This is a genomic window from Nonomuraea africana (assembly GCF_014873535.1).
Taxonomy (GTDB): domain Bacteria; phylum Actinomycetota; class Actinomycetes; order Streptosporangiales; family Streptosporangiaceae; genus Nonomuraea; species Nonomuraea africana.
Window position 1 is genome coordinate 214,233 of record NZ_JADBEF010000001.1, and the last position, 20,432, is coordinate 234,664.

Here is a 20,432-nt window from a genome sequence, read left to right on the forward strand (position 1 = left end):
ATCAGCCGTCGGCCGTGCCCGCGAAGACGACCGGCCGCACCTCGATGCCGAGGCCCTCGACACCGGCGTCCGGAATGAGCGCGGCCAACTCCAGGGCACGTTCCCTGCTGTCGCACTCCACCAGGTAGTAGCCGCCGAGATACTCCTTGGCCTCAAGGTAGGGCCCGTCCGTCACCGCCGGGACGCCGCCCCGGACGCGGACCACAGCGCTCTGCGAGGGGTCGGCCAGCGCAGCGGTGCTGATCATCTCCCCGGACTTCTTGACGGTTTCCATGAACACGCCGTGGCCGCTCATCACCTCGGTGCGCTCCTCCTCGGTCAGCGCATCCCAGATCTGCGGGTTGCTGTGCATGATCAACAAGAATTTCATGTCGTCTCCTTCGATGGTCAGGCGGCACCCCTGAGGCGCCGTTCACCATGGAGTCGGAACCGGTGCCGCATTCTTGCGGGTCGGACCGCAAGAATCTCCCCACTGTTCCGACTACCTCCCCGAAGGGGCGCCTGGCCTGGGCGTTCCGTCAGAAGTTGCTTGTCAGCTCCCCAAGGAGGATGCATGTCGCAGCTGTTGAGGGTGCAGTGCTTCAACGTGTCGCGGGACGGGTTCGGTGCCGGTGAGGGGCAGAGCTTGGACCGGCCCTTCGGCCACGCAGACCCCACGCCCCTTTGGTCCTGGGCGGGCGCCACCGCCAGCTGGGTGAACCGCACCGACCCCGGCGGCACTCGCGGCCTGGACGACTACCTGACCCGCGACCACACCCGCAACATAGGAGCGGAGATCATGGGGCGTAACAAGTTCGGCCCCCAGCGTGGCCCCTGGGAGAACCACGAGTGGCAGGGATGGTGGGGAGACACCCCACCGTTCCACACACCGGTCTTCGTGCTCACCCACCACGAACGCCCATCCTTCACCCTGTCCGACACCACCTTCCATTTCCTCAACGCGACGCCAGCCGAGGCGCTGGCACGCGCGAAGCAGGCCGCCGACGGGCGGGACGTGCGCCTCGGCGGCGGAGTCGCCACCGTCCGCGAGTTCATCGAGGCCGACCTGGTCGACACCATGCACATCGCCGTCGCGCCCGTCGACCTCGGTCGAGGCGAACGACTGTGGGGGAGCCACACCGACCTGCTCGACCGCTTCCACCTTGAGACAGTACCGAGCCCCAGCGGAGTCACTCACCTCCTGTTCTGGAGACGATGACCACTGACCCCGCACGATCGCACGCACATGCCGCGATGAGGGCAGGTCATCAGTCCCGCTGGGCCATCCTGCCCGTGCAGGGCGAGCCCCGGGGATCAGGCGGCGCTGGGGTCGACGGGCAGGTACGCGTCCGTGAACACCGGAGCGGCCTGGCCTGCCCCAAGGAGGGGGCGATCCCCGGGGCAGGTCATCATCTTCGCCTGCCCGACTGCTGGCCTGCCGACTCGCGCCTCCCGGCGTTCTGGGAAGTCCGCGATGCCGCTCGCAGGCGTGAAACCAACGTGAAATTACTTCACGTAACTATATCGTCACTTTATGCTTCCGTGGTGCGGCGAGCGCGGTCCTCGGACGGAGCGTGGGGCCTGCCCCGAGGAGAGAGCTTCGGGGGCCGCTCGGGTCAGGTTTGCTCACCGGCGGGGGACGCTGTTCGACCAGCGCCCTGGATCACGCGTGTACATCGGCCAGCGCGTGCTCGGCGTCAGCCACCGTCAAATAGCAACGAAAGACCCGGTCCAGGCCGGTCCGGTGCAGGATCCGCGCGACCATGCCCTGCACTCCGACCAGCGCCAGCGGCCGACCGGCCGCCATCATCCGCTTGCGGATGCCGATCAACGCGCCCAGCCCGGAAGAGTCGCAGAAGCTCAGCTCCGACAGATCCACGACGACGCCCGGCGGGTACGCCTGCGAGGGGGACAGCACCTCATCCAGCTCGCCGAACAGCAGCGCCTTGGTGTACAGGTCCAGCTCCCCGTGCAGGGAGAGCACCACAGCCGCACAACCGCGGCGCACCCCGACGCGCAGCGGCTGCTTCAGTGTCCCCGGCATGTCCAGCAAGCTCATCACGGCCCACCCCCATCAGGGCACTTCCCCCACAACCAGGAAGAACTCCTCTGCGCGCGCGTGCGCCCTTGGGTAGAGCGAAAATGGGCGCGGGTTTATCCCGCTGGGGGTGACGGCGAGCCGCGGCTGTGCTGGCCTGCCAGAAAGACACATTCCCGAGTAGCCCTGGTGAGGCCGTGGATCCATCCGGAGATGCGTTGCAGCGGCTGGACGTCAGCGTGGAGATCGAGACCCGGCGCACCGTGGTGCGCGTGCGCGGTGAGGTCGACGTGGCCAGCGCCGAGCTGCTGGGAGCCGTGCTCGACGAGATCGCCGCGGTGGGCGGTCCCTGGGTCGAGGTGAATATGGGGCAGGTGCCGTTCATGGACTGCTCCGGGCTGCGCGTGCTCTTTCGAGCCAAGCAGCGCCTCCAGGAGCGGGGCGGCACGCTCACCGTGTTCGGCCTTCGCCCCCAGGTCGAGCGGCTGCTGTGCGCCGCCGGTCTCGATCATCGGCTGGATGAGTCATGGCGGCCGGCGCGTGGGCCGGTGACGCCGAGACGCAGCGCGGATGCCTGAGGCCCGGGGCGGCCTGGTGGGAGCCGATCAGTGGGAGCGGATCAGCTCGGTGTGCGCGGGCGAGACAGCACCACCAGCGTGATCAGCGCCGCGACGGCGACTGCCAGGACGACTAGCTTTGATCACGGCGCTGCTCGCAATCTGTGCCTTTCAGTGACTAAGAGTTATGGCGGGCATTGTCTCCGGCGCTCTCGCGGCGAAAACCCGCCCCAGGCCGGTCTCGCCCAGGCAAACATAGCCGCCTGGGCGCCGCCGGCCCGATCGTAAGGGAGTCAACCGAGACGGACCAGGCGTCCCCGCCTCCAACCTCCACGAGCCTGGAGGTATGGATTCAGCGGGTCTGCGGCTGGCCGGGGCCAGAGCTTCGACAACCACGCCCCCGCCAGGACCTGCCCGCCTCGCCGACTCCGACGACCCGCCTCACGCCGCACCGTGATGGAGCTACCGCATCTCCGACGAGACAGCAGTGCCGCACCCCCCAGCGCGACGGTCCTTCGAGCGGCGCAAGAGGCTGGTTGACGCCTCTCTCCGCCTTACGTACGGACTACCGCCACAGCGCAGCGAGCGTTGTGCAGAACGCCGCGGCTGACCGAGCCGAGCAGCATCGAAAGGATGGCACCGCGTCCGTGCGAGCCGACCACGATCAGGTCGCAATGCATGGAGGCGTCGGCGAGAGCCTCGACTGGGTCGGCGCAGCGCACATCCTCCACGTTGGGCACCTCCGGGTACCGCTTGCGCCACGGGGCGAGCCGGTCCGCCGCGACCTGGGTCCTGGAGGCGCGGACCTCGTTCATGTCGTAGGAGATTCCGGAGGCATGAACCGGCAGTTGCCAGGCGTGGACCGCGCGCAGTCGGCTACCGCGCAGCCTGCCCTGCTCGAACCCGTAGCCGAGTGCGGCGTCGTCGGCTTCGGAGTCCTCGATGCCCACCACGATCTCCCGGTGCGGGACATTCTGTTCTGGGCGCACCACCACGACCGGGCAGTGCGCGTGCCCGGCCACGTGGAGGGGTACCGAACCGAGCACCGCGCCGGCGTGCCCGCCGAGCCCTCTGCTGCCGAGGACGATCTCGGTGGCGTCGTTGGCCTGCTCGCGCAACACCGCCACGGGGTTGCCTTCGATGAGCTGGGTGGTGACCTCGACGTCCGGTTGCCGGGAACGCACGGTAGCCTCGGCCTCCGCCAGGAATTCGCCCCCGGCCTTGGCCAAGGCATCGTGCAAGTCGGGGGCAGCGAACCTCGAAGCGTCATCCGGCTGGCGATGGACCGCCGTAACGATACGCAGCGGCGCACGCATCCTGAAGGCGTCATCGGCGGCCCACGCCACCGCGGCGGTGGCGCTCGTCGAGCCGTCGGTACCTACAACGATCAGTCCAGACATGGTGACCCCCCTTCATCCCCATTTGACCTCCCCTGGGCGCGATATCCCAGGTTCACAGGTCCTGAATGGCCCGCGTGAGGCCGCGGCTGAGGAGGGACGTGCGGCTGGCCGGGGCCAGACCTTCGACGACCACGCCCCCGCCAGGCCCTGCCCGCCTCGCCGACTCCGACGGCCCGCCTCACGCCGCACCGTGATGGAGCAGAAGTGGCTGGTTGCCGCCTCTGCCCGCCGTAGACCCGACGAGGGCAGGCCCAAGACGGACGCCTCCATGCGCATCATCGCCCTGGATGCCGAAACGATCGCGATCCTGCGTGCCCACCGGCGGCGTCAGCGCGCGAAGAACGGCTCGCGGTGGGGGAGGCGTGGAAGGGAGCCGGCTTCGGGTCGATCCACGTATGTTCTGTGACGTGCCACGATTAATGTCGCTGTTTTTGCCGCACTTTTGTCGTGGTGGTTCAGATGCTGGTTGATGGATTGGTGGGCCATATGAAGGCCGTTGCCCGGCCCCCGAGTCCTCGGGCCGGGCAACGGCCTTTTGCGTGATGTGGTGGGGTGGTGAGCGACTTCTGGGTGGGTGTGCTTGGTGTGGGGTGGTCACATCGAGCCGATGACGAGGTTCTTGCGGGCGGCTTCGACGACTTCTTTGGTGACGGTGGACATGTTGTTGATTTTCAGGACGCGTTCGATCTGGCCGACGAGGCGGACGGTGAGGCGGAAGTTGCCGCTGGTGATGCGAGTGATGGCGGCGAGAGCTTCGGTGGTGGCGTAGTCATCGGCGTCGCCGAGGCTGAGGTGGGGCCAGGATCTGGCCAGGACGAAGGCTTGTTCATCGGCAGACATCGGCTTGTAGTGGTGAACGAACCCGACACGGGAGTAGAGCTGGGGGTAGCGGGCCAGGCGCTTTTCGATGCCGGGCATGCCGATCAGGATGAGTCCGATGCCGGTGCGGTCGTGGTGGTCGCGCAGCTGTTCCAGGGCGCCGACTTTCAGTCTGTCAGCTTCGTCCACGATGAGAAGTTCGGCGTGGGTGCTGGTGTTGAGCCTGCCGTGTTCATCGATGCCGCGGCCGGGGTTGAGCATGAGTTCGACGTTCCAGCCGAGCCGATCGCACAGGAACGAGATCTCTTTGTCGAGGTTGTGCGGGGTGTTGTGGACCTTGGGGGTGTACATGACGGTGCGGGCGGCCAGGATCTGCCCGGCGGAGGCCTCGCCGGCGACGCCGACGGGGCGGGTGCCGTCGAGGTGGCCGGCGAGCTGGTCCCATTGGGAGTAGTAGCGGGCCGACTGTGTCTTGCCCGCACCCGGGGCGCCGAAGCAGAGGCCGACGTAGCGCTCGCGCCGTACGCGTCGGCGAATTCGATGAAGAGCCGGTGCTCCTTGGTGATCACGATGGGGATGGTGACAGGCCGGTGCCCGTTGCCGCCCGCCGGCTGGCCGGGCGAAGAGCCAGGTCCGGGAGGTGCGGGCCGGTCGACAAGGTCGGGGCGGCCGTCAAGACGGTTGGGACTGTCGCGATCGTCGGGGCGAGCCTCGGCGGTTGGGCCACTCGCGGGATCGCGAGTGTCATCGCTCGGGGCGTCGGAGGGAGTTGCTGGCTCGGGGGTGTCGTCTGCTTTCACCTCTATCCGGGGCTCGGATGGCTCACTCATTCCAGTAGCGTTTGAGTCGCGGGCCGTCGCTGTGGGTAGTGGCGGTGTCCGTGCCCGTCGCTGGCTCGGTGCTGAGGCCGGGACTGTCCTGGGTGGTGAGAGCGCCGTCACCATCACCATCACCGTCGGGTCGGGTGAGGGTTGCCCAGTTGGCCAGGTCGGCGCTGGCCAGGGAGGCGGGCAGGGGTTCGCTGTGGGCGGCCAGCAGTCGTCGACGACGGCGTCGCGGCTGGTCAGGTGGCCGCGTAGCTGCTTGCGGCGAGCGTTGCGGGCGGCGGTGATCTCTTTGAGACTGATGGTGGCGCCCGAGAGTTCAGGGCAGATCGCCCGGCACAGGAATTCCTCGACGCCGTCGGGGAGGCGCAGGTAGACGCGGATCTCGGTGATGTCGCGGGGGTCGTAGCGGATGGTGGCCTGCTCCCGGATGTAGAAGGCCAGGACGGGGTCGAGGTAGCGCAGGTTCAGGAAGTGGATCCCGTCGGTGTGGATGACGCGGGGTTTGGCGACGGTGAGCAGCAGCAGGTCGAGTTGTTCGAGCGAGTCGGGCATGCGCGGGATGAACCCGCCGGCCTCCCAGCGGGCCTGCGGGGGTGTCTTGGTCTCGCTGTGGGTGCGCAGGTTGTAGACCTCGTGGATGAACCGGCCGACCGCGGCGTCCAGCTCGGTCAGGGTCAGCGTGGCCTGGCTGGCGCGGTCGGGGGTGCCCCGGGGCGCGTAGCCGGGCAGGTGGGCCAGGCACATCTGGTTGATCGTCTCGATCAGTCGCTCGATTTTCCCGTGGCCGTGCGGCTGGCCCTTGAGTGAGAAGACGGGCCGGACCCTCAGGTCTGCCATGACCTGTTCCAGATGCGCCGATGTGAAGTCGGAGCCGTGGTCGAGGTGGAACACCGACGGGATGCCGCACACGTGCCAGTCCGGTTCGACTTTGCGCCAGATCGCGTGCCGGAAGGCCAGCGCAGTGGTCAACGCCGAGGGTGCTTCCAGGTTGACGGCGTATCCGGCGATGGCGCGGGAGTGGTCGTCCTCGATAGCGGTCAGCCACGGCCGGGCCGCTCGGCCCTTGTCGTCGAGCACCCAGATGTCCAGTTCGGTGTGGTCGGCCTGCCAGATCTCGTTCGGAGCCTTGGCTTCGCGCCGGTAGACCAGGTCGTAGGTTTCCCGGTATTTCTTGGTGCCCTCAAGGCCGAGGGTGACCAGCGCGGGGTCCAGGTCGGCGACGATGCGGGCCACGGTCCGGTAGGCGGGCAACGGCCAGCGGCGCGCCTTGGCGATGCTTTCGGCCTGCCGGTGGATGACGGCCGCGCTGGGGCGAGGCGTGCGCAGGGCCAGCCCTTCGATGAACGCCACGAGCTCGTCGGGAAACCGGCGCAGCCCCTTGTCGCGGCGGCCCGGCCGCATCAAGGCGTCCAGACCGCCTTTCCGGTAGTCGGCCAGCCACCGCTGCAGCGTCCGGTAGGAGACGCCGCCGTCGTCCTGGGCGGCGGCCAGCTGCGCCAGCGGTACTCCCTCGTGCAGGTGCGGCGCGAGCATCTCGTACCGGCTCATGGCCAGGGCGCGCCCGGCTGCGTGACCGGACGCGCTGCCGGGGCTCCCGCTGCCCGGCCTGGCTTGTGCGTGGTGTTCGCTCGCGGTGCTCACCCCGTTATCGTCCGTCCCCACGATGACCGCCACCACACCCGCGGGTGCCGCGGTTGCGACAACCCGCGAAAGCGGTGACGCTGCCGAGCCGATTCCCGGCATTGCGGGACCCGGGGCTCGGGCGCCAGTCAAGCGACGAGGACGGTGGCGATCATCGTCGGTCGTTCCGGTCTCGCGGACGTGGCACAGCGCTGCCGTTCAACTGGTGCGCTCCCAGGTCAGCAGCTTGAAGGGGCCTTCTTTTCGCTCCCGGACGACGGGGGCGTCGTTCGTCAGGTGGAATCCCGCGGAGGCGGCGACCGCCTGGCTGCCTTCATTCGCGGGCTCGATGCGGAGAAGGATCCGGGTCATGCTCAGGTCCTGGAAAGCGTGAAGAGTCATCAGCTCAACAGCTCGCTTGGCCAGCCCCTGCCGTCTGTACTGGGAGCCGATCCCGTACGCGATCTCTGCTTCACCGGGGGTTCCCGTGTCGCGGAGAAGGACCTCTCCTCGTGGCCGATCTTCCTGGACGGTGATGGCCAGGTTGATGCCACAATTCTCCGCCCTGACCTGTTGGGCTTTGGCCAAGTACGCCGTGGCGGCGGCCAGGTCGAAGGGGGAGCGGAGTGGCGTCCAACGATCCATCTCCGGATCGTCGAAAAGCTCAACCATGACCGGTAGGTCCTCGTCCGTCCACTCACGTAACCGGAGGCCGAGCCCCCGCAGTTCAAGTGATCGCCGCGTCGGCGGGCTGGTGTCGGGCATGTATGTTCCTTTGGATATTGCGACAGAGGCGCACAAATCTAGGGGGACTTTACCGGGGTTAGGTATCTGTCGGAGTCGGCTGGACCGCGGTTTTCGGGGAGGGTCAGCGGTGCGGGGCGACGGTTCAGGAGTGGCGGTCTTGCGGGACGTGGCGTTTTCCGCCTTGGTGCGATTAGCTGGGCTGGGAGAAGTCGAGGAACTGCGGGAAGAAGTGCGCCACTTGGAAACGGAGCGGTAGGTCCTGAAAAGGGCGGCGGCGTGGTTTGGCCCCGCCTGCCCCCTGATGGCCGGCGAGACCCGGCCGTGTCAGCGGGCGTCCGGGACGCCGGTCATCTGTGGCTTTCCGGACGGTGCAAGGACCAGCGAGACCGCCGCGGCCACGGCGGCGACGACGGTGAACATGGTGTAGACGTTGGTGAACCCCTCGATCGAGGGTGTGCTGGTGAGACCCGAAGCGGCAACAGTGGAGCCCACCGCGACAAAGATGGCGGAACCGGTTGACCATACCCAATACCAACCCGGCCTCGTTCTGAGTGACTCGGCCGAGGGCAGCAGTGGTCGCGGCGACGAACACCGGGGCGCCACCCAGCGCGAACAAAACGGCGCCGGGAAGGGCTTGGGCGTAGACGTTGCCGTTTGGCCGACAAGCCGATGAGCAGCCCGTTGCCGATGGCGACCAGGGCCAGGCCGGCGACGCCGACGGGGCGGGTGCCGATGGTGCCGACCAGGCGACCGCCCACGATGGCACCGACCATGGTGGACAGGGCCGTGGGCAGGAAGAACAGGCCGGTCTCCAGCGCGCTGTAACCGCGAAGGTGCTGCAGATACTGCGAAGTGATGAACAGGTCCGCGACGGTCACGCCGGCCGCGATGAGCATGAGAAAGGCGCCGGTCGCGACCGGACGACGCACCAGCATGTCCGGGCGCATCAGGGGATTCTGCACTTTGCGTTCGACGACCGTGAACACCACGTACAAGACGACGGCGGCAGCGATGGACACCAGCGTGCCGGGATCCGCCCAGCCATGGTCACCGGCGTTGATCATGCCGTAGATGAACGAACCGGTGGCGGCGGTGACGATCACCGCGCCCAGCACGTCGATGCGCCGGTTGGCGTCCTCTGTCCGGCGCTCCGGCACCAGGGCCCGGATGGCGACCAGAGCGACGACGCCGATCGGAATGTTGATGAAAAAGACCCAGCGCCAGCCAGGGCCGCTGGTAAGCAGCCCACCAGCGAACACCCCGACGGCGAAGCCGATGCCCCAGAGGGAGGACCACACGCCCAGCGCCTTGTTGCGTTCGGTGCTGTGGAAGATGCCGGTGAGGGCCCGCAACGCGGCCGGGGACAGCACCGCGGCCCCGACGCCCTGACAGAGGCGGCCACCGATCAGCAGGGCCTCGTCTTGCGCCAAGCCACTGGCCAGCGAGGCGAGGATGAAGACCACCAGACCGGTCAGGATCATAGAACGCGCGCCGAAGACGTCGGCGAGCCGGCCGCCGAGCAGCAGCAGCCCGCCGAGGAACAGCACGTAGACGCTGACCACCCAGGTGAAGGCCCCACGGCTCAGACCCAGGTCGGCGCCGAGGTCAGGCAGGGCGACGTTGATCACGGTGAGGTCCAGCATCAACATGAGCTGCGCCGTGCATATCACCGCCAGCGCCTTCCAGCGGCGGGGGGTCCGCGGGCTCCCGCCGCTCGCGCGGCTTATCCGCGTCACGCACCGGATCTTGACGTTTGTGCATCATGTTGTTCCTTTCATAATCGTCGTCATAGCGGTCGGTCGGCTGCACGCCGTACCGCGCAGCACCGCGCCCGTAAGCGTGATCTTCTGTTGTTGGAGAAGCTCAGATGGATGGTGGGCAAACGGACGCGTCCTTCGCGCCCTCATCCGCGGCGGAGACAGCAGATCGCTATCCCTGCGCGGCGACGACGAACATCGGCACCGCGACGAAGATCCGGTTCGTGCGGGCGCGTTCGGCCTGCTCGGCAAGCCAGCCCTCCTCGTCGGTGATCCGGTGCAGCAGGGCGAGCGCGGTGTCATCGGTGAACACACTGGTGCGCACCTCGACGACCGGGTCGGTGAACCCGGCGTCGAGCAGCAGGTTGCGGTACCTGCGGGCGATGCGCGGCGACGGGAGCGAGTCCGCCTTCGCGTGGACCAGCCGGCGGGTGGTCTCCGGCTCGTCCGAGTCGATGACGAACGTGTCCCAGTCCTGGCCGAGCAGCACGGCCCGCCCGCCTGGCGCGAGCACCCGGCGGGCCTCGGCCACGGCTCGCGCCGGGTCGGAGAGCGTGTGCAACACCTTGTCCGCGCGGTAGCCGGCAACCGACCCGGACTCCAACGGCAGCTCGCAGGCATCGCCGACGTGGAACTCGCCGGCCGGCCAGCGCTCCCGGGCCACGGCGATCATCTCGGGGTCGAGGTCGACGCCGACCGCGCGGGCCCCGCGCTCGGCCAGCTCCGCGACCGCGCGGCCACCGCCGCAGCCGACGTCGACCAGGGTTCGGCCGGTGAGGTCGCCGAGCAACTCGTAGGAACGTGCGCGCAGCTCGACGGACATAGGCTGCGCGTCGACGGCATCGAGGACAGCAAGCAGATTGGACATGCCCGCCATGGTGGTACTTAATGTCGGCATGAAGTCAAACTCGATGACAATCGGCCAGGTGGCCGACCACTTCGGCCTGCCGACACACGTACTGCGGCACTGGGAGTCGGTGGGCCTGCTCTCCCCCGACCGCGTCGCTGGCGACCGCCGCCGCTACACCCGCGACGACCTGTTCCGGGTGGCGTCGATCGTGATAGCGAAGCAGGCCGGCCTGCCGCTGCCGGACATCCGGGAGTTCCTCGCCGCGCGCGACCCAGCCGCCCGCAAGGACGTGCTGCGCCACAACCAGCGCGCGCTGCAGGCCAGGATGGCGGCCCTTCGCTCAGCACTCGATCTCCTCGAAGCCGGAATGAACTGCTCGCACGAGGACATCACGACGTGCCCGAACTACCGGGCCCACCTCGCGGGGACGGTACTGGCAGAGGCCAATGATGAGGCCGAGGCACTGGCCGACGCGATCCTCCACGGCATCGTTCAAGCCGGGCTGCCCGAGAACCCGTTCCACGACGGCAGCGCACCACCGCCCGCTTCCTGACCGCTCAGCGGGTCATGGCGGTCTCCCGATCCACGCGCGACAGCTTCTCGGGATTACGCACGTGGTACGTGCCGGTGACGTAGCCGTTCTCCACGCGTACCGCCACCACTCCGTCGATCTCCCCGTCGATTCGCACGAGCAGCCCAGGGCCGCCGTTGATCTGAACCAGCTCGACCGACCTTTTCCCGTCACGCTTCCACCAGCCGGTGGCCAGCAGGCGAGCCACCTTGTCGACCCCCACAACGGGCCGCAGCAGGGCATGCTTGACTCCCCCGCCGTCGCTCAGGTAGACGACGTCGGGTGCGAGGACGTCGAGCAGGCTCTGCAACTCGCCGGTTTCGACCGCTCGCTGGAAGGCCTGGAGTGCGGCTCGGGTCTCGGCCGCGGAGGCGGTGCCGCGTGGCCGGCGCGCGGCGACGTGGGCCCGCGCCCGGTAGGCGAGCTGGCGGCCCGCGGCCGGGCTCTTGTCGACGACGTCGGCGATCTCGTCGTAGTCCAGCGAGAACATCTCGCGCAGCACGAACACCGCCCGCTCGATCGGCTGAAGCGTCTCCAGCACCAGCAGCATCGCCATCGAGACGCTTTCGGCGAGCTCGACGTCCTCGGCGACGTCAGGCGCGGTCAGCAACGGCTCGGGCAACCATGGCCCGACGTAGGACTCCTTGCGCCGACCGAGCGCACGCAGCCGGTCCAGCGCCTGCCGGGTGACGATCCGCACCAGGTACGCGCGCTCCTCCCGCACGCCGACGAACTCGATCAGACACCCCAGCGGTGATCCGTCTGGATCATGACTCCGGGATCCCGGTGAACTCCCCGCGTTTTCAGTTCTCACCAACCGAACTCACGTGTGTTCCCGATGAATGTGCTTCAGTCTGGCTGAACTCACGGCAGACGTGTCGGTAAGACTCGTGCAACCAGGTACACGCGATTGAGTCCGCCCAGGTCAGCGGTGCCCTACTGATCGGTGGGGAGGTGGCTGACGGCGTCTTCGAGGTCGGCGTGGGTGGGCAAGGTGTACCGGGCGTGGCCGAGGAGTTCGGCGACGACGACGATATCGACGCCCGCGCGCAGGAGGTTGGTCGCCAAGGTGTGCCGCAGAATGTGGGCGGACAGGGCGAGGGTGCCCGCGTCGTTGAGGATGTCGGCGTCGGTGGCGAGTTCGTCCATGAGCTGGTCGACCGCCCGGGTCGACAGACGCCCGCCGCGGCGGTTGAGGAACAGCGCCGGGGTGTCGGCACCGGGCCAGGCGGCGCGGTCGGTGCGCCACTCGGTGATGGAGGTCCGGGCGGTGCCGTCCAGGAGCGGATCTCGCGGGAGGTCTCGCCCTTGCTGGAGCGGACGATGACCTTGCCCTTGCACGCCGAGAGCGGGACGTCGTCGTGGTTCGCTGCTCAGGTGCGTCTATTCGAGCCGCTCAGCCATGACGAGGGCGGACGGCCATTTGGCCGACTTCAGCCAAATTTCGATCACGTCCTCTGTCGCGTTTCCTCTCGACGTTGAACGGTGCGTGATCATCTAACGGTAACCAGTCAAGGCGAACAGGTCGACGGCGTCGGCCATGGCCTGATAGCCGGCCGGGCTCGGGTGCAGGCGGTCACCGCTGTCGTAGGCGGGCAGGAGTTCACCAGCGTGGCCAGGATCGGGGTTGGCCAGGGCCCGGTCGAATTCCCTTGAACGGAGGCAAGGTTCCGCCGATCATCCGCACCCCGCGTGATCGGGCGGCGTGGATCAGAGCGCGGTGCCCGGCTATCAGCTCTTCCGCGCTCACCTGCGGGTTCGGTATGGCGCAGGCGGCGGTGTTCTTCGGGAACATGATGTCGTTGATGCCCTCCAGGACGATCACAGTGCGCACGCCTGGCTGGGCGAGCGCGTCGCGCTGGAAGCGGGCGGTGGCCTTCTCACCGAAGCATGCGGAGTCGTTGAGCACCCGGTTGCCGCCGATTCCGGCGTTCAGCACAGGCACCCCCGATGCGGCCAGGCGTTCAGCGAGCCGGTCGGGGTAGCGGTCGTCGGCGTCGTTGGTAGCGCCGTATCCGTCGGTGATGGAGTCGCCGAAGGTGACGACCGTGTTCTTCCTGCCGGAGACGTCGAGCCCGGACAGGTAGTAGCGCGACAGGCTGGTCTCGGTGAAGGAGCCGGCGTCGGCGTCGCGCAGATGGTCGCCCTTGGCGCGGTAGGTGGTGGCCATGGCGATGCTGTGGAAGGTGGCCGGGCCGGTGGTTCCCCGGAAGTACAGCGTCACCGTGAGCTGCTCCAGCGCGCGAACCGGGAGCCGGACGGCGTCGCTCACCGCCTGTCCGCCCGCGGGCACGGTCACCGAAGCCGAGCGGGCGAAGGTCAGCGGCCGGACCGTTCCCGGACGCACCGCCGCGCCGGTCTTGGGCTTGGCGATGCTGGCTCCGGTGAGCCGGAGTGGAGTCGTGCCGTAGGCGTTCGACAACCGGATACGCAGGTGTGTGCCGCCGACCGAGGTTCTGATCACTTGGCGGACGGAGTGGTTGTCGAAGCCCTGCTGCGACCAGTTGGGAAACCAGGTGGCGGTGGGCTGCTGGACGGCTGTCGCCCACCCGCCGCCCCACCTGCCGCCATCCGCGGTGGCGGGCAACGGTGCGGTGGCCAGGGGCAGCGCGGCCAGGAGAGCGATCAGGAAGGGTTTGACTCTCATGAGATTCTTCTTTCGTGACGCTGCGGTGCCCGAAGTCACTCCAGACATGGGAGCACACACGCCCGGGGCAGGAGCTTGCTCCCCGGGCCCCACCCGGCCGAGGCGTACGCCGGGCGGGCCGTTGTCTTGGTCGGAGGGGGTGGCGCGACCGGCGCCTCTCCGGCAGGCCGTCGCCGGTTCAGGCGACCGGGGCCGCGGAGGTGTGTCCGTGTGCCTGCGCTGACAGATCCTGCCAGTCGGCCCAGGTCTTGAGCCGGTCGGCGTAGACCTGGGGGACCACCTGGTTGCCCAGGATGCCGAAGAACACGCGCAGGGGCGGGTTGTCCGCGTCAGCGATCTTGAGGATGGCCTGGCCCGCAGCGGCCGGGTCGCCGAGATCGAGTGTCGGGGCGAACTCGGCGAAGCTCGCTCGCAGCTCGTCATACAGCGGGTTGGGCTCGGCGTTCACGCCGCCGGCGGCTTCGGTGGCGTAACCTGCGGTGGCGTAGGAGCCGGGCTCGACCAGGGTCACTTTGATACCGAACGCGGCGACTTCTTGGGCAAGGGTTTCACTCAGGCCTTCCAGAGCCCACTTGGAAGCGGCGTATCCGCCGCCGAGCGGGAACACGGTGAGGCCGGCGAGCGAGGAGATCTGAATGATGTGCCCGCCGCCCTGCTGGCGCAGATGGGGCAGGGCAGCCTGGACGACCCAGAGCGGGCCGATCAGGTTGGTCTCCATCTGGTCGCGCAGTTGCTGCTCGGTCAGCTCTTCCACAGCGCCGAACAGGCCATAGGCCGCGTTGTTCACGATGACGTCGAGACGACCGAAGTGTTCCTTGGCCCGCTTCACCCGGTCGAAGACGGCGGCCTTGTCGGTCACGTCCAGCGCGAGCGGAAGCACCGCGTCGCCGTAGGCGGCGACGAGCTCGTCAAGATGCTGGGGGTTGCGGGCGGTGGCGGCCACCTTGTCGCCGCGCGACAGGGCGGCCTCGACGAAGTTGCGGCCCAAGCCGCGGGACGAACCAGTAACGAACCAGACCTTGCTCATGATGTCGTTCCATTCTTCGGTAGTCGGGGTGGAGATTCGCCGCTTACCTCCAGGCCACGAACGAGCGCCCGCCCGGGGGACAACCCGAATCAGAGACTTTCGAGCCCATCGGGCCGAGGCGCGGCAGACGATTTCGGCGTCCGTCGAAGGCTTACAGCGGGCGGATGTTGTGGTTCCTGGAGAACAGGTTGCCGGGATCGTATTGACGCTTGACCGCCGCCAGCCGCTGGTACGTGCGCGGCGGATAGATCGCGGCGACGTCCTCCTCGGTAGCGGAGGCGAGGAAGTTGGCGTAGGCACCGCTGACATGAGGCGCGAGTCTGACCCAGATCGCTTCCAGGGCCGGACGAGCAGTCTCGATGGCCGGCGGCGGGCCCACGGTGGTGGTCACGAACATCAGCTCCGCCTGGCGGTGCGCGTAGGCGGTGGCGTCGTCGGGAAGCCTCGACACCGCGCCGCCCACACTGCGGACGGAGATCTTCGGCGCGGACGCCGATGCCCCGACCTCGGAAAGGATCCGGAGAACCCCGGGCACCGATGCGGTGTCGACGAACGCGCTTCTGGTGACCAACTGGATGCCGGGCGGCGGCGGCGCGAAGTCCACGAGCACGTCCGCGTACGGCTTGAACACGACATCGTCGCCGACCACCGTACCGAGCCGACGGATCGGATCGAGGACCCGGGCGGCGAGCTCAGGGTCATCGCCGTCGAAGGCGACCTGGATCTCGACGGGTGCATCGGATCCGCCAGCGAAGGGATTGGCGAGGTCCACGATGGAGGTGAGCTCTTCGGGCGCGGAGCGCAGGTAATCCGCCCAGCCCTGGAGCACGGTGGCCGCCTCCGAGGCGGGGAAGGTGATCGTGCCGAAGAAGACGTCCGTCGTCGGGTGCGCGACGAACTCGAAGGCGGTCACGATCCCGAAATTGCCGCCCCCGCCGCGAAGCGCCCAGAACAGCTCCGGGTTCTCGGCCGCGCTTGCCCGCAGCAACTCGCCGTTGGCGGTGACCACCTCCGCGGCGACCACGTTGTCCAGGGCCAGGCCATACTTCCTGACCTTCCACCCGATGCCGCCGGTCAACGTCAGCCCGCCGACACCGACGGTCCTGGTATCGCCCGCCGAGATCGCCAGGCCATGCGGAGCCAGCGCGTCGGCGACCTGACCCCAGGTGGCGCCGCCGCCGATCCGCACCAGGTGACGTTCCTTGTCGATGATCTCCACGCTCGCGAGCTCGCCGAGGTCGAGTACGACGCCGCCGTCGTTGGTGCCGAAGCCCGCGAAGCCATGGCCGCCGCCTCGCACGGACAGCACCAGCCCCGTGCTGACGGCGAACCTGACACCGGCCTGCACGTCCGCGACGCTCGCGGGCCGCAGGACATAGGCTGGACTACCAGAAACCAGCATCGAACGGCTGGCCGATTCGTAGCCGGCCGAGCCCGGTTCGATGATGTCCCCGCGGAAGTCACGGCGAGGGGATTCAAACGCTGAACTCATGATGTTCCCTTCACAGGATCAGTTGGTCCTGCCGGCGAAGATGCCGGGTTCAAAGAAGCGCACGGGTTGCTGACGGCGTCGGCGCAGGCCATGCCGGACACCGGGGCGGTGAGCTCTGAGCAGTTCCTGAGGCAGGAGCGTGGCTCTACCAGGCGTAGGGGCCGAATCGGGCCCAGGCGACGAACGCCGCCAGCACGAACAAGACAGCCGTGACCGTGAGGCCGGAGGTCTCCTTGCGGCGGATGTGCATGGTCGCCGCAAGTGCCGTCAGGATCGCCAGTCCTGTCGCGGCGATCGGCGTCAGGATCGGTGCGATCCCGGTGGCGGCGGGTACGATCAGGCCGAGCGCGCCGAGCAGTTCCGGCACGGCGATCAACCGCACCACCGCCTGGGGATAATGCCCCATCCACGGGTATTTCCTGGTCAGCTTGTCCCAGGGCTGGGAAGCCTTCTCCAAGCCGGACATGGCGAACATGACGGCCAGCAGGATCTGGAGAACCCACAGGAAGACGTTCATCGCAGGTGGTCTCCCGTGGTCGCCTGGCGGTCCGGCTCGAGGTCGGTCATGCCCTTGCCGCTCTGGACGTCGAGCGGCACCGAGACCTGGTCGTGCGTGATCCACCAGCTGCCGTCGATCTTCCGGAAGCCGTAGGAGACCCTCACCCACATGCCGCTCGTGACCGGTCCGCCCTTCAGCGTGCCGCTGAGCCGGCCGAAGGCATGCCCGAAGGCCACCTCATCGCCCACGGTGAGTGTCAGGTCGCGGATCTCGTAGTTCACGCTCTCGAAAAGAGAGAACACCTTCGCCCAATTCTTGAGCTTCGCCTCAAGCCCCACATCCTGGAGCTGCGAATCGATGTCGAAGGACACGATGTCGGTGGCGTAAACCAGCTTCAATCCCTCGAGATCCCTGGCGCGGAGGCTTTCGATGATCTTGTCGATCTGCCCGCGGATCTCGGCCTCATCCATCTCGCGCTGCGTTGGCATCGCTACCCCTCCTTGATGGTGGAAGTTCGTCGCTTACATCCAGGCGACGAACGAGGACCCTGCGGGGGGACAACCCGGATCAGAGATTTTCGAGCCGCTGGTTCAGGAATCGCCGCTCGGGCGTCGAGGTAGCCAGTTCCAGCGCCTTGCCGTACGCCGCTCTGGCCTCGTCCGTTCGGCCGAGCCGCCGCAGCAGCTCGGCGCGGGTGGAGTGGAAGTAGAGGTAGTCGTGCAGGTCAAGGGTGTCGACAGCGCGCAGCGCGGCGGCAGGGTCGCCGGCCTGGGCGAGCGCCGCCGCGCGGTTGAGCTCGACCACCGGCGAACCAGTGAGTTCCACCAGACGCCGGTACATCTCGGCGATCTGTCGCCAGTTGATTCGCTCGTGGGTCTGCAGGGATGCGATCACGGCCTGGACGACGTAGGCGCCGCGCCCGCCGAGCACGAGCGCCTGATCGAGCACCGCCCGTCCGTCTTCGATCTGGCGCATGTCCCAGAGCGAGCGGTCCTGATCGTCGAGCAGCACGAGATCTTCGCCGGAGAACCGGGCCCGCCGCCGGGCGTGGTGGATCATCATCAGCGCGAGCAGCCCGTGCGCCTCGGGTTCGTCCGGCAGGAGCCTGATGAGCAATCGGCCCAGGCGGATGGCCTCGGCACCGAGATCGACGCGGCCGCTGTAGCCCTCGTTGTAGATCAGGTAGATGACGGTCAGCACCGCGTCGAGGCGCTCGGGAAGCTGGCGGGCATCGGGTACCGCGAACGGCATCCCGGCTGCCTTGATTTTGCTCTTGGCTCGGGACAAGCGGCGTTTCATGGTCTCCTCGGAGACCAGGAACGCCCTGGCGATCTCGGCGATCTGCAGGCCGCCAAGGGCGCGCAGGGTGAGTGCCACCTGTCCTTCCAGCGGCAGCGCGGGATGGCAACACATGTAGATCAGCTCGAGCCGTTCGTCCTTGATCACGCTTTCGTCGAGCTCGTCCATGACGGCCTCCGGCACGGGCAGCAGGGGAATCTTCTCCGCCAGGGTTCGCTCGCGGCGGATCCGGTCGATCGCCCGGTTGCGAGCCGTGGTCACCAGCCACGCGCCCGGGTTGGGCGGCATGCCCGATACGGGCCAGCGCTCCGCCGCGATCGCGAACGCCTCCTGCGCGGCTTCCTCGGCCTTGTCGAAATCCCCGAGATAGCTGACCAGCGAGGCCAGCACCTTGCCCCATTCGTCCCGGAAAACCGCGTCGAGCGGCATCAGCGCTGCACCAGCGGCCTGACCTCGACTACGGCACCGAGCCGGACAGCCGGGATGCGGGCCGCCAGGTCGAGCGCCTCCTGCAGGTCGGCCGCCTCGATCAGGCAGAGGCCGCCGAGGACCTCCTTGGTGTCGGCGAAGGGGCCGTCGGTCGTCAGCCTCCGGCCGTCGACGACCCGTACAGTGGTCGCCGTCTCGACGGGCTGCAGTTGCGCGCCGGCGCTGTAGCGAGCATCGTCGGCCAGCGCGAAATACTCCGCGTAGGCCTCCTCGCGCTCCACATCGGACAACGCCTCGTGAAAGCCCTGCTGAGTGTAGATCAAGAGGGCGTACTGCATCGCGACCTCCGGGGTTATGGGTCTGCACGTGCGCGACGAGCGGGCATACGTACCTGGGACGCTGTCGGAATATCCGGCAATTTCAGGACACCCGAAATCCTAGCTCCTGGGCCAGGGCCGAAGCGTTCTCGACCGGTGAGACAGTCACACCGCTGGGACGGACGGGCAGTTGAGGGCGCCGGGAGCGGCGGGACCACATCCGCACCAGTGCACGCAGCGCCCCGCTCATCGCCCCCGCCTTCGCCAGCAGCCACCCCGGGGATGCCGGGCGTGTCAATCCCCTGAAATCGTGGAGACTTGGTTATGCGGCGACGGTCTCCTGAAGCCTCTCCCTGGCCGCTATACGAGCGGTCATGATCTGCTGTTCGTAGACGATCGGGGGGAGCCCGTCAGCGGCGCTGTGTCGGCGGCGGGCGTTGTAGAAGTCGGCGATCCACGTCGCGATCTTCAGACGGGCTTCGGCCCGGGTGTGGAAGCGGTGCCGGCGGACGTATTCGATCTTAAGGGTGGAGTTGAATGCCTCAGCGGCGGCGTTGTCGAGCGCGCAGCCGACCCGGCCCATCGACTGGATGACGCCCCAGTGCCGGCACGCGGCCTGGAAGCGGGCGGCGGTGTATTCGCTGCCGCGGTCGGTGTGGAAGATCACCCCGTCGACGTTCCCGCCGCGGGTGACGGCGGCCATCTGCAGGGAGGCGATGGTCAACGCCGCGTCGTGATGCTCCGACATCGCGTAGCCGAGCATCCTGCGGGAGAACAGATCCTCGACGGTGGCCAGGTACAGTGTGCTCGTCCGTGACGATCTCGGTCACATCGCCGCACCACAGCACGTCCGGTGCGATCGCGGTGAACGTGCGCCGTACCAGGTCGGTGGCGGCGGGCCGTTTGCCCTGCCGGGTCAGCGACCGGCGTTTCTTCGGCGCTCTGCCGGCTAAGCCAAGCTCGGCCATGCGCCTGGCGACGGTGTTCTCCGAGATCCGCCATCCTGTTCGTGCAGGTCACGGGTGATGCGTGGGCTGCCGTAGGTGCCGCCCGAGGCGGTGAACTTCGCCTCGATCACCGCGTCCAGATCCGCGCGGCGCTGCTGACGGGCCGTCGGCGCCCGATCGCGCCACTTGTAGTACCACACCTGCGAGACGCCCAAGGCCCGGCAGGTCAACGCGTGGGGCACGCCGTAGTCGGTCTTCTGGGAGCTGATGAAGGCCGCCACGTCTACCGGCCCATCGCCTCTCGAACCCACAAGACCACCGAGCGTTTGAGGACATCCCGCTCCATCTCCAGCTCGGCGCGTTCCTTGGCCCATTCGGTCCGCTGCCTGCGCAGTCTGGCGAGTTCCTCCCGCTCGGATTCGGCCAGCTCCCTGGGTCTCCCCGGCCCGCCCGCCGCACCCGGCGTGCGCGTCTCCACGCACCGGGCGCTCCACGTGCCTTGCCCGTTGGTCAGCCGCCGGTGGCGGCTGCCGGTGTCGGGGTCCACGGGGTCGCGATGTTGCCAACGTTCGCTCACAGCGATCGTAATTATGTAAGTAGTCCTTGGGAG

The 20,432-nt window shown here is 68.0% G+C and carries 22 protein-coding genes and 1 pseudogene; 3 read left to right on the plus strand and 20 right to left on the minus strand.

Annotated elements, in window-relative coordinates:
- Position 1: 1 nt before the first annotated feature.
- Entirely contained in the window at positions 2-370 is a 369-nt protein-coding gene (locus tag H4W81_RS00930) for a YciI family protein (protein ID WP_192773044.1), read from the minus strand.
- Positions 371-553: 183 nt separating this feature from the next.
- Between H4W81_RS00930 and H4W81_RS00935 the strand changes: the two genes are divergently transcribed.
- Complete coding sequence (locus H4W81_RS00935) at positions 554-1,198, plus strand: dihydrofolate reductase family protein (protein ID WP_192773045.1); 645 nt, start codon at positions 554-556, stop codon at positions 1,196-1,198.
- Between the two features lie 444 nt (positions 1,199-1,642).
- Here the strand turns inward: H4W81_RS00935 and H4W81_RS00940 are convergent, their stop codons facing one another.
- Positions 1,643-2,038, minus strand: coding sequence for an STAS domain-containing protein (locus H4W81_RS00940; protein WP_192773046.1), 396 nt, complete (start codon positions 2,036-2,038; stop codon positions 1,643-1,645).
- 218 nt (positions 2,039-2,256) lie between these two features.
- Between H4W81_RS00940 and H4W81_RS00945 the strand changes: the two genes are divergently transcribed.
- Positions 2,257-2,595, plus strand: a complete 339-nt coding sequence (locus H4W81_RS00945; RefSeq protein WP_192773047.1) for an STAS domain-containing protein — start codon at positions 2,257-2,259, stop codon at positions 2,593-2,595.
- A 533-nt stretch (positions 2,596-3,128) separates the two neighbouring features.
- On the opposite strand, the gene H4W81_RS00950 is transcribed toward H4W81_RS00945, so the two are convergent.
- The 6 genes and pseudogenes from H4W81_RS00950 to H4W81_RS00980 form a co-directional block, all read right to left on the minus strand.
- Entirely contained in the window at positions 3,129-3,974 is an 846-nt protein-coding gene (locus H4W81_RS00950; RefSeq protein WP_192773048.1) for a universal stress protein, read from the minus strand.
- A 594-nt stretch (positions 3,975-4,568) separates the two neighbouring features.
- On the minus strand, positions 4,569-5,330 hold the full coding sequence (locus H4W81_RS00955) for an AAA family ATPase (RefSeq protein WP_318782485.1): 762 nt from the start codon (positions 5,328-5,330) through the stop codon (positions 4,569-4,571).
- Between the two features lie 632 nt (positions 5,331-5,962).
- Positions 5,963-7,363: pseudogene (locus H4W81_RS46525) on the minus strand (transposase); the annotation flags it as partial.
- Positions 7,364-7,459: 96 nt separating this feature from the next.
- On the minus strand, positions 7,460-8,005 hold the full coding sequence (locus H4W81_RS00970; protein WP_192773049.1) for a GNAT family N-acetyltransferase: 546 nt from the start codon (positions 8,003-8,005) through the stop codon (positions 7,460-7,462).
- Between the two features lie 329 nt (positions 8,006-8,334).
- Entirely contained in the window at positions 8,335-9,636 is a 1,302-nt protein-coding gene (locus H4W81_RS00975) for an MFS transporter (protein ID WP_225958380.1), read from the minus strand.
- A 280-nt stretch (positions 9,637-9,916) separates the two neighbouring features.
- A complete protein-coding gene (locus H4W81_RS00980) occupies positions 9,917-10,612 on the minus strand; it encodes a methyltransferase domain-containing protein (protein WP_192773050.1) in 696 nt (231 codons plus the stop codon).
- On the opposite strand from H4W81_RS00980, the gene H4W81_RS00985 reads away from it, so the two are divergent.
- Complete coding sequence (locus H4W81_RS00985; protein ID WP_225958381.1) at positions 10,611-11,147, plus strand: MerR family transcriptional regulator; 537 nt, start codon at positions 10,611-10,613, stop codon at positions 11,145-11,147. The two genes, H4W81_RS00980 and H4W81_RS00985, sit on opposite strands and share 2 nt — an antisense overlap.
- A gap of 4 nt (positions 11,148-11,151) precedes the next feature.
- Here H4W81_RS00985 and H4W81_RS00990 read toward each other — a convergent pair whose 3' ends face one another.
- The 12 genes from H4W81_RS00990 to H4W81_RS01040 form a co-directional block, all read right to left on the minus strand.
- Positions 11,152-11,889: a sigma factor-like helix-turn-helix DNA-binding protein gene (locus H4W81_RS00990; protein WP_318781444.1), complete on the minus strand. Its 738-nt coding sequence runs from the start codon at positions 11,887-11,889 to the stop codon at positions 11,152-11,154.
- 212 nt (positions 11,890-12,101) lie between these two features.
- On the minus strand, positions 12,102-12,506 hold the full coding sequence (locus tag H4W81_RS00995) for a tyrosine-type recombinase/integrase (RefSeq protein WP_318781445.1): 405 nt from the start codon (positions 12,504-12,506) through the stop codon (positions 12,102-12,104).
- Between the two features lie 262 nt (positions 12,507-12,768).
- A complete protein-coding gene (locus H4W81_RS01000; RefSeq protein ID WP_225958382.1) occupies positions 12,769-13,812 on the minus strand; it encodes a GDSL-type esterase/lipase family protein in 1,044 nt (347 codons plus the stop codon).
- A gap of 178 nt (positions 13,813-13,990) precedes the next feature.
- Positions 13,991-14,839 (minus strand): SDR family NAD(P)-dependent oxidoreductase, encoded by an 849-nt coding sequence (locus tag H4W81_RS01005; RefSeq protein ID WP_192773052.1) that lies wholly within the window; start codon positions 14,837-14,839, stop codon positions 13,991-13,993.
- A 151-nt stretch (positions 14,840-14,990) separates the two neighbouring features.
- The gene (locus H4W81_RS01010; RefSeq protein ID WP_192773053.1) at positions 14,991-16,331 is read right to left on the minus strand and encodes an FAD-binding oxidoreductase; all 1,341 of its coding nucleotides are present in this window, start codon (positions 16,329-16,331) and stop codon (positions 14,991-14,993) included.
- Between the two features lie 145 nt (positions 16,332-16,476).
- Entirely contained in the window at positions 16,477-16,848 is a 372-nt protein-coding gene (locus H4W81_RS01015; RefSeq protein WP_192773054.1) for a DoxX family protein, read from the minus strand.
- Positions 16,845-17,318: a YybH family protein gene (locus H4W81_RS01020; protein WP_192773055.1), complete on the minus strand. Its 474-nt coding sequence runs from the start codon at positions 17,316-17,318 to the stop codon at positions 16,845-16,847. Before H4W81_RS01020 ends, H4W81_RS01015 begins: the two co-directional genes overlap by 4 nt.
- Positions 17,319-17,397: 79 nt before the next feature.
- Complete coding sequence (locus H4W81_RS01025; RefSeq protein ID WP_192773056.1) at positions 17,398-18,558, minus strand: RNA polymerase sigma factor; 1,161 nt, start codon at positions 18,556-18,558, stop codon at positions 17,398-17,400.
- Positions 18,558-18,896: a YciI family protein gene (locus tag H4W81_RS01030; RefSeq protein WP_192773057.1), complete on the minus strand. Its 339-nt coding sequence runs from the start codon at positions 18,894-18,896 to the stop codon at positions 18,558-18,560. The genes H4W81_RS01025 and H4W81_RS01030 overlap by 1 nt, the downstream gene beginning before the upstream one ends.
- 301 nt (positions 18,897-19,197) lie before the next feature.
- On the minus strand, positions 19,198-19,677 hold the full coding sequence (locus H4W81_RS46530) for a DDE-type integrase/transposase/recombinase (protein ID WP_225959135.1): 480 nt from the start codon (positions 19,675-19,677) through the stop codon (positions 19,198-19,200).
- Positions 19,678-19,824: 147 nt separating this feature from the next.
- Positions 19,825-20,103: a hypothetical protein gene (locus tag H4W81_RS46535; RefSeq protein ID WP_225958383.1), complete on the minus strand. Its 279-nt coding sequence runs from the start codon at positions 20,101-20,103 to the stop codon at positions 19,825-19,827.
- A 2-nt stretch (positions 20,104-20,105) separates the two neighbouring features.
- Entirely contained in the window at positions 20,106-20,399 is a 294-nt protein-coding gene (locus tag H4W81_RS01040; RefSeq protein WP_192773058.1) for a hypothetical protein, read from the minus strand.
- Between the last annotated feature and the right edge of the window lie 33 nt (positions 20,400-20,432).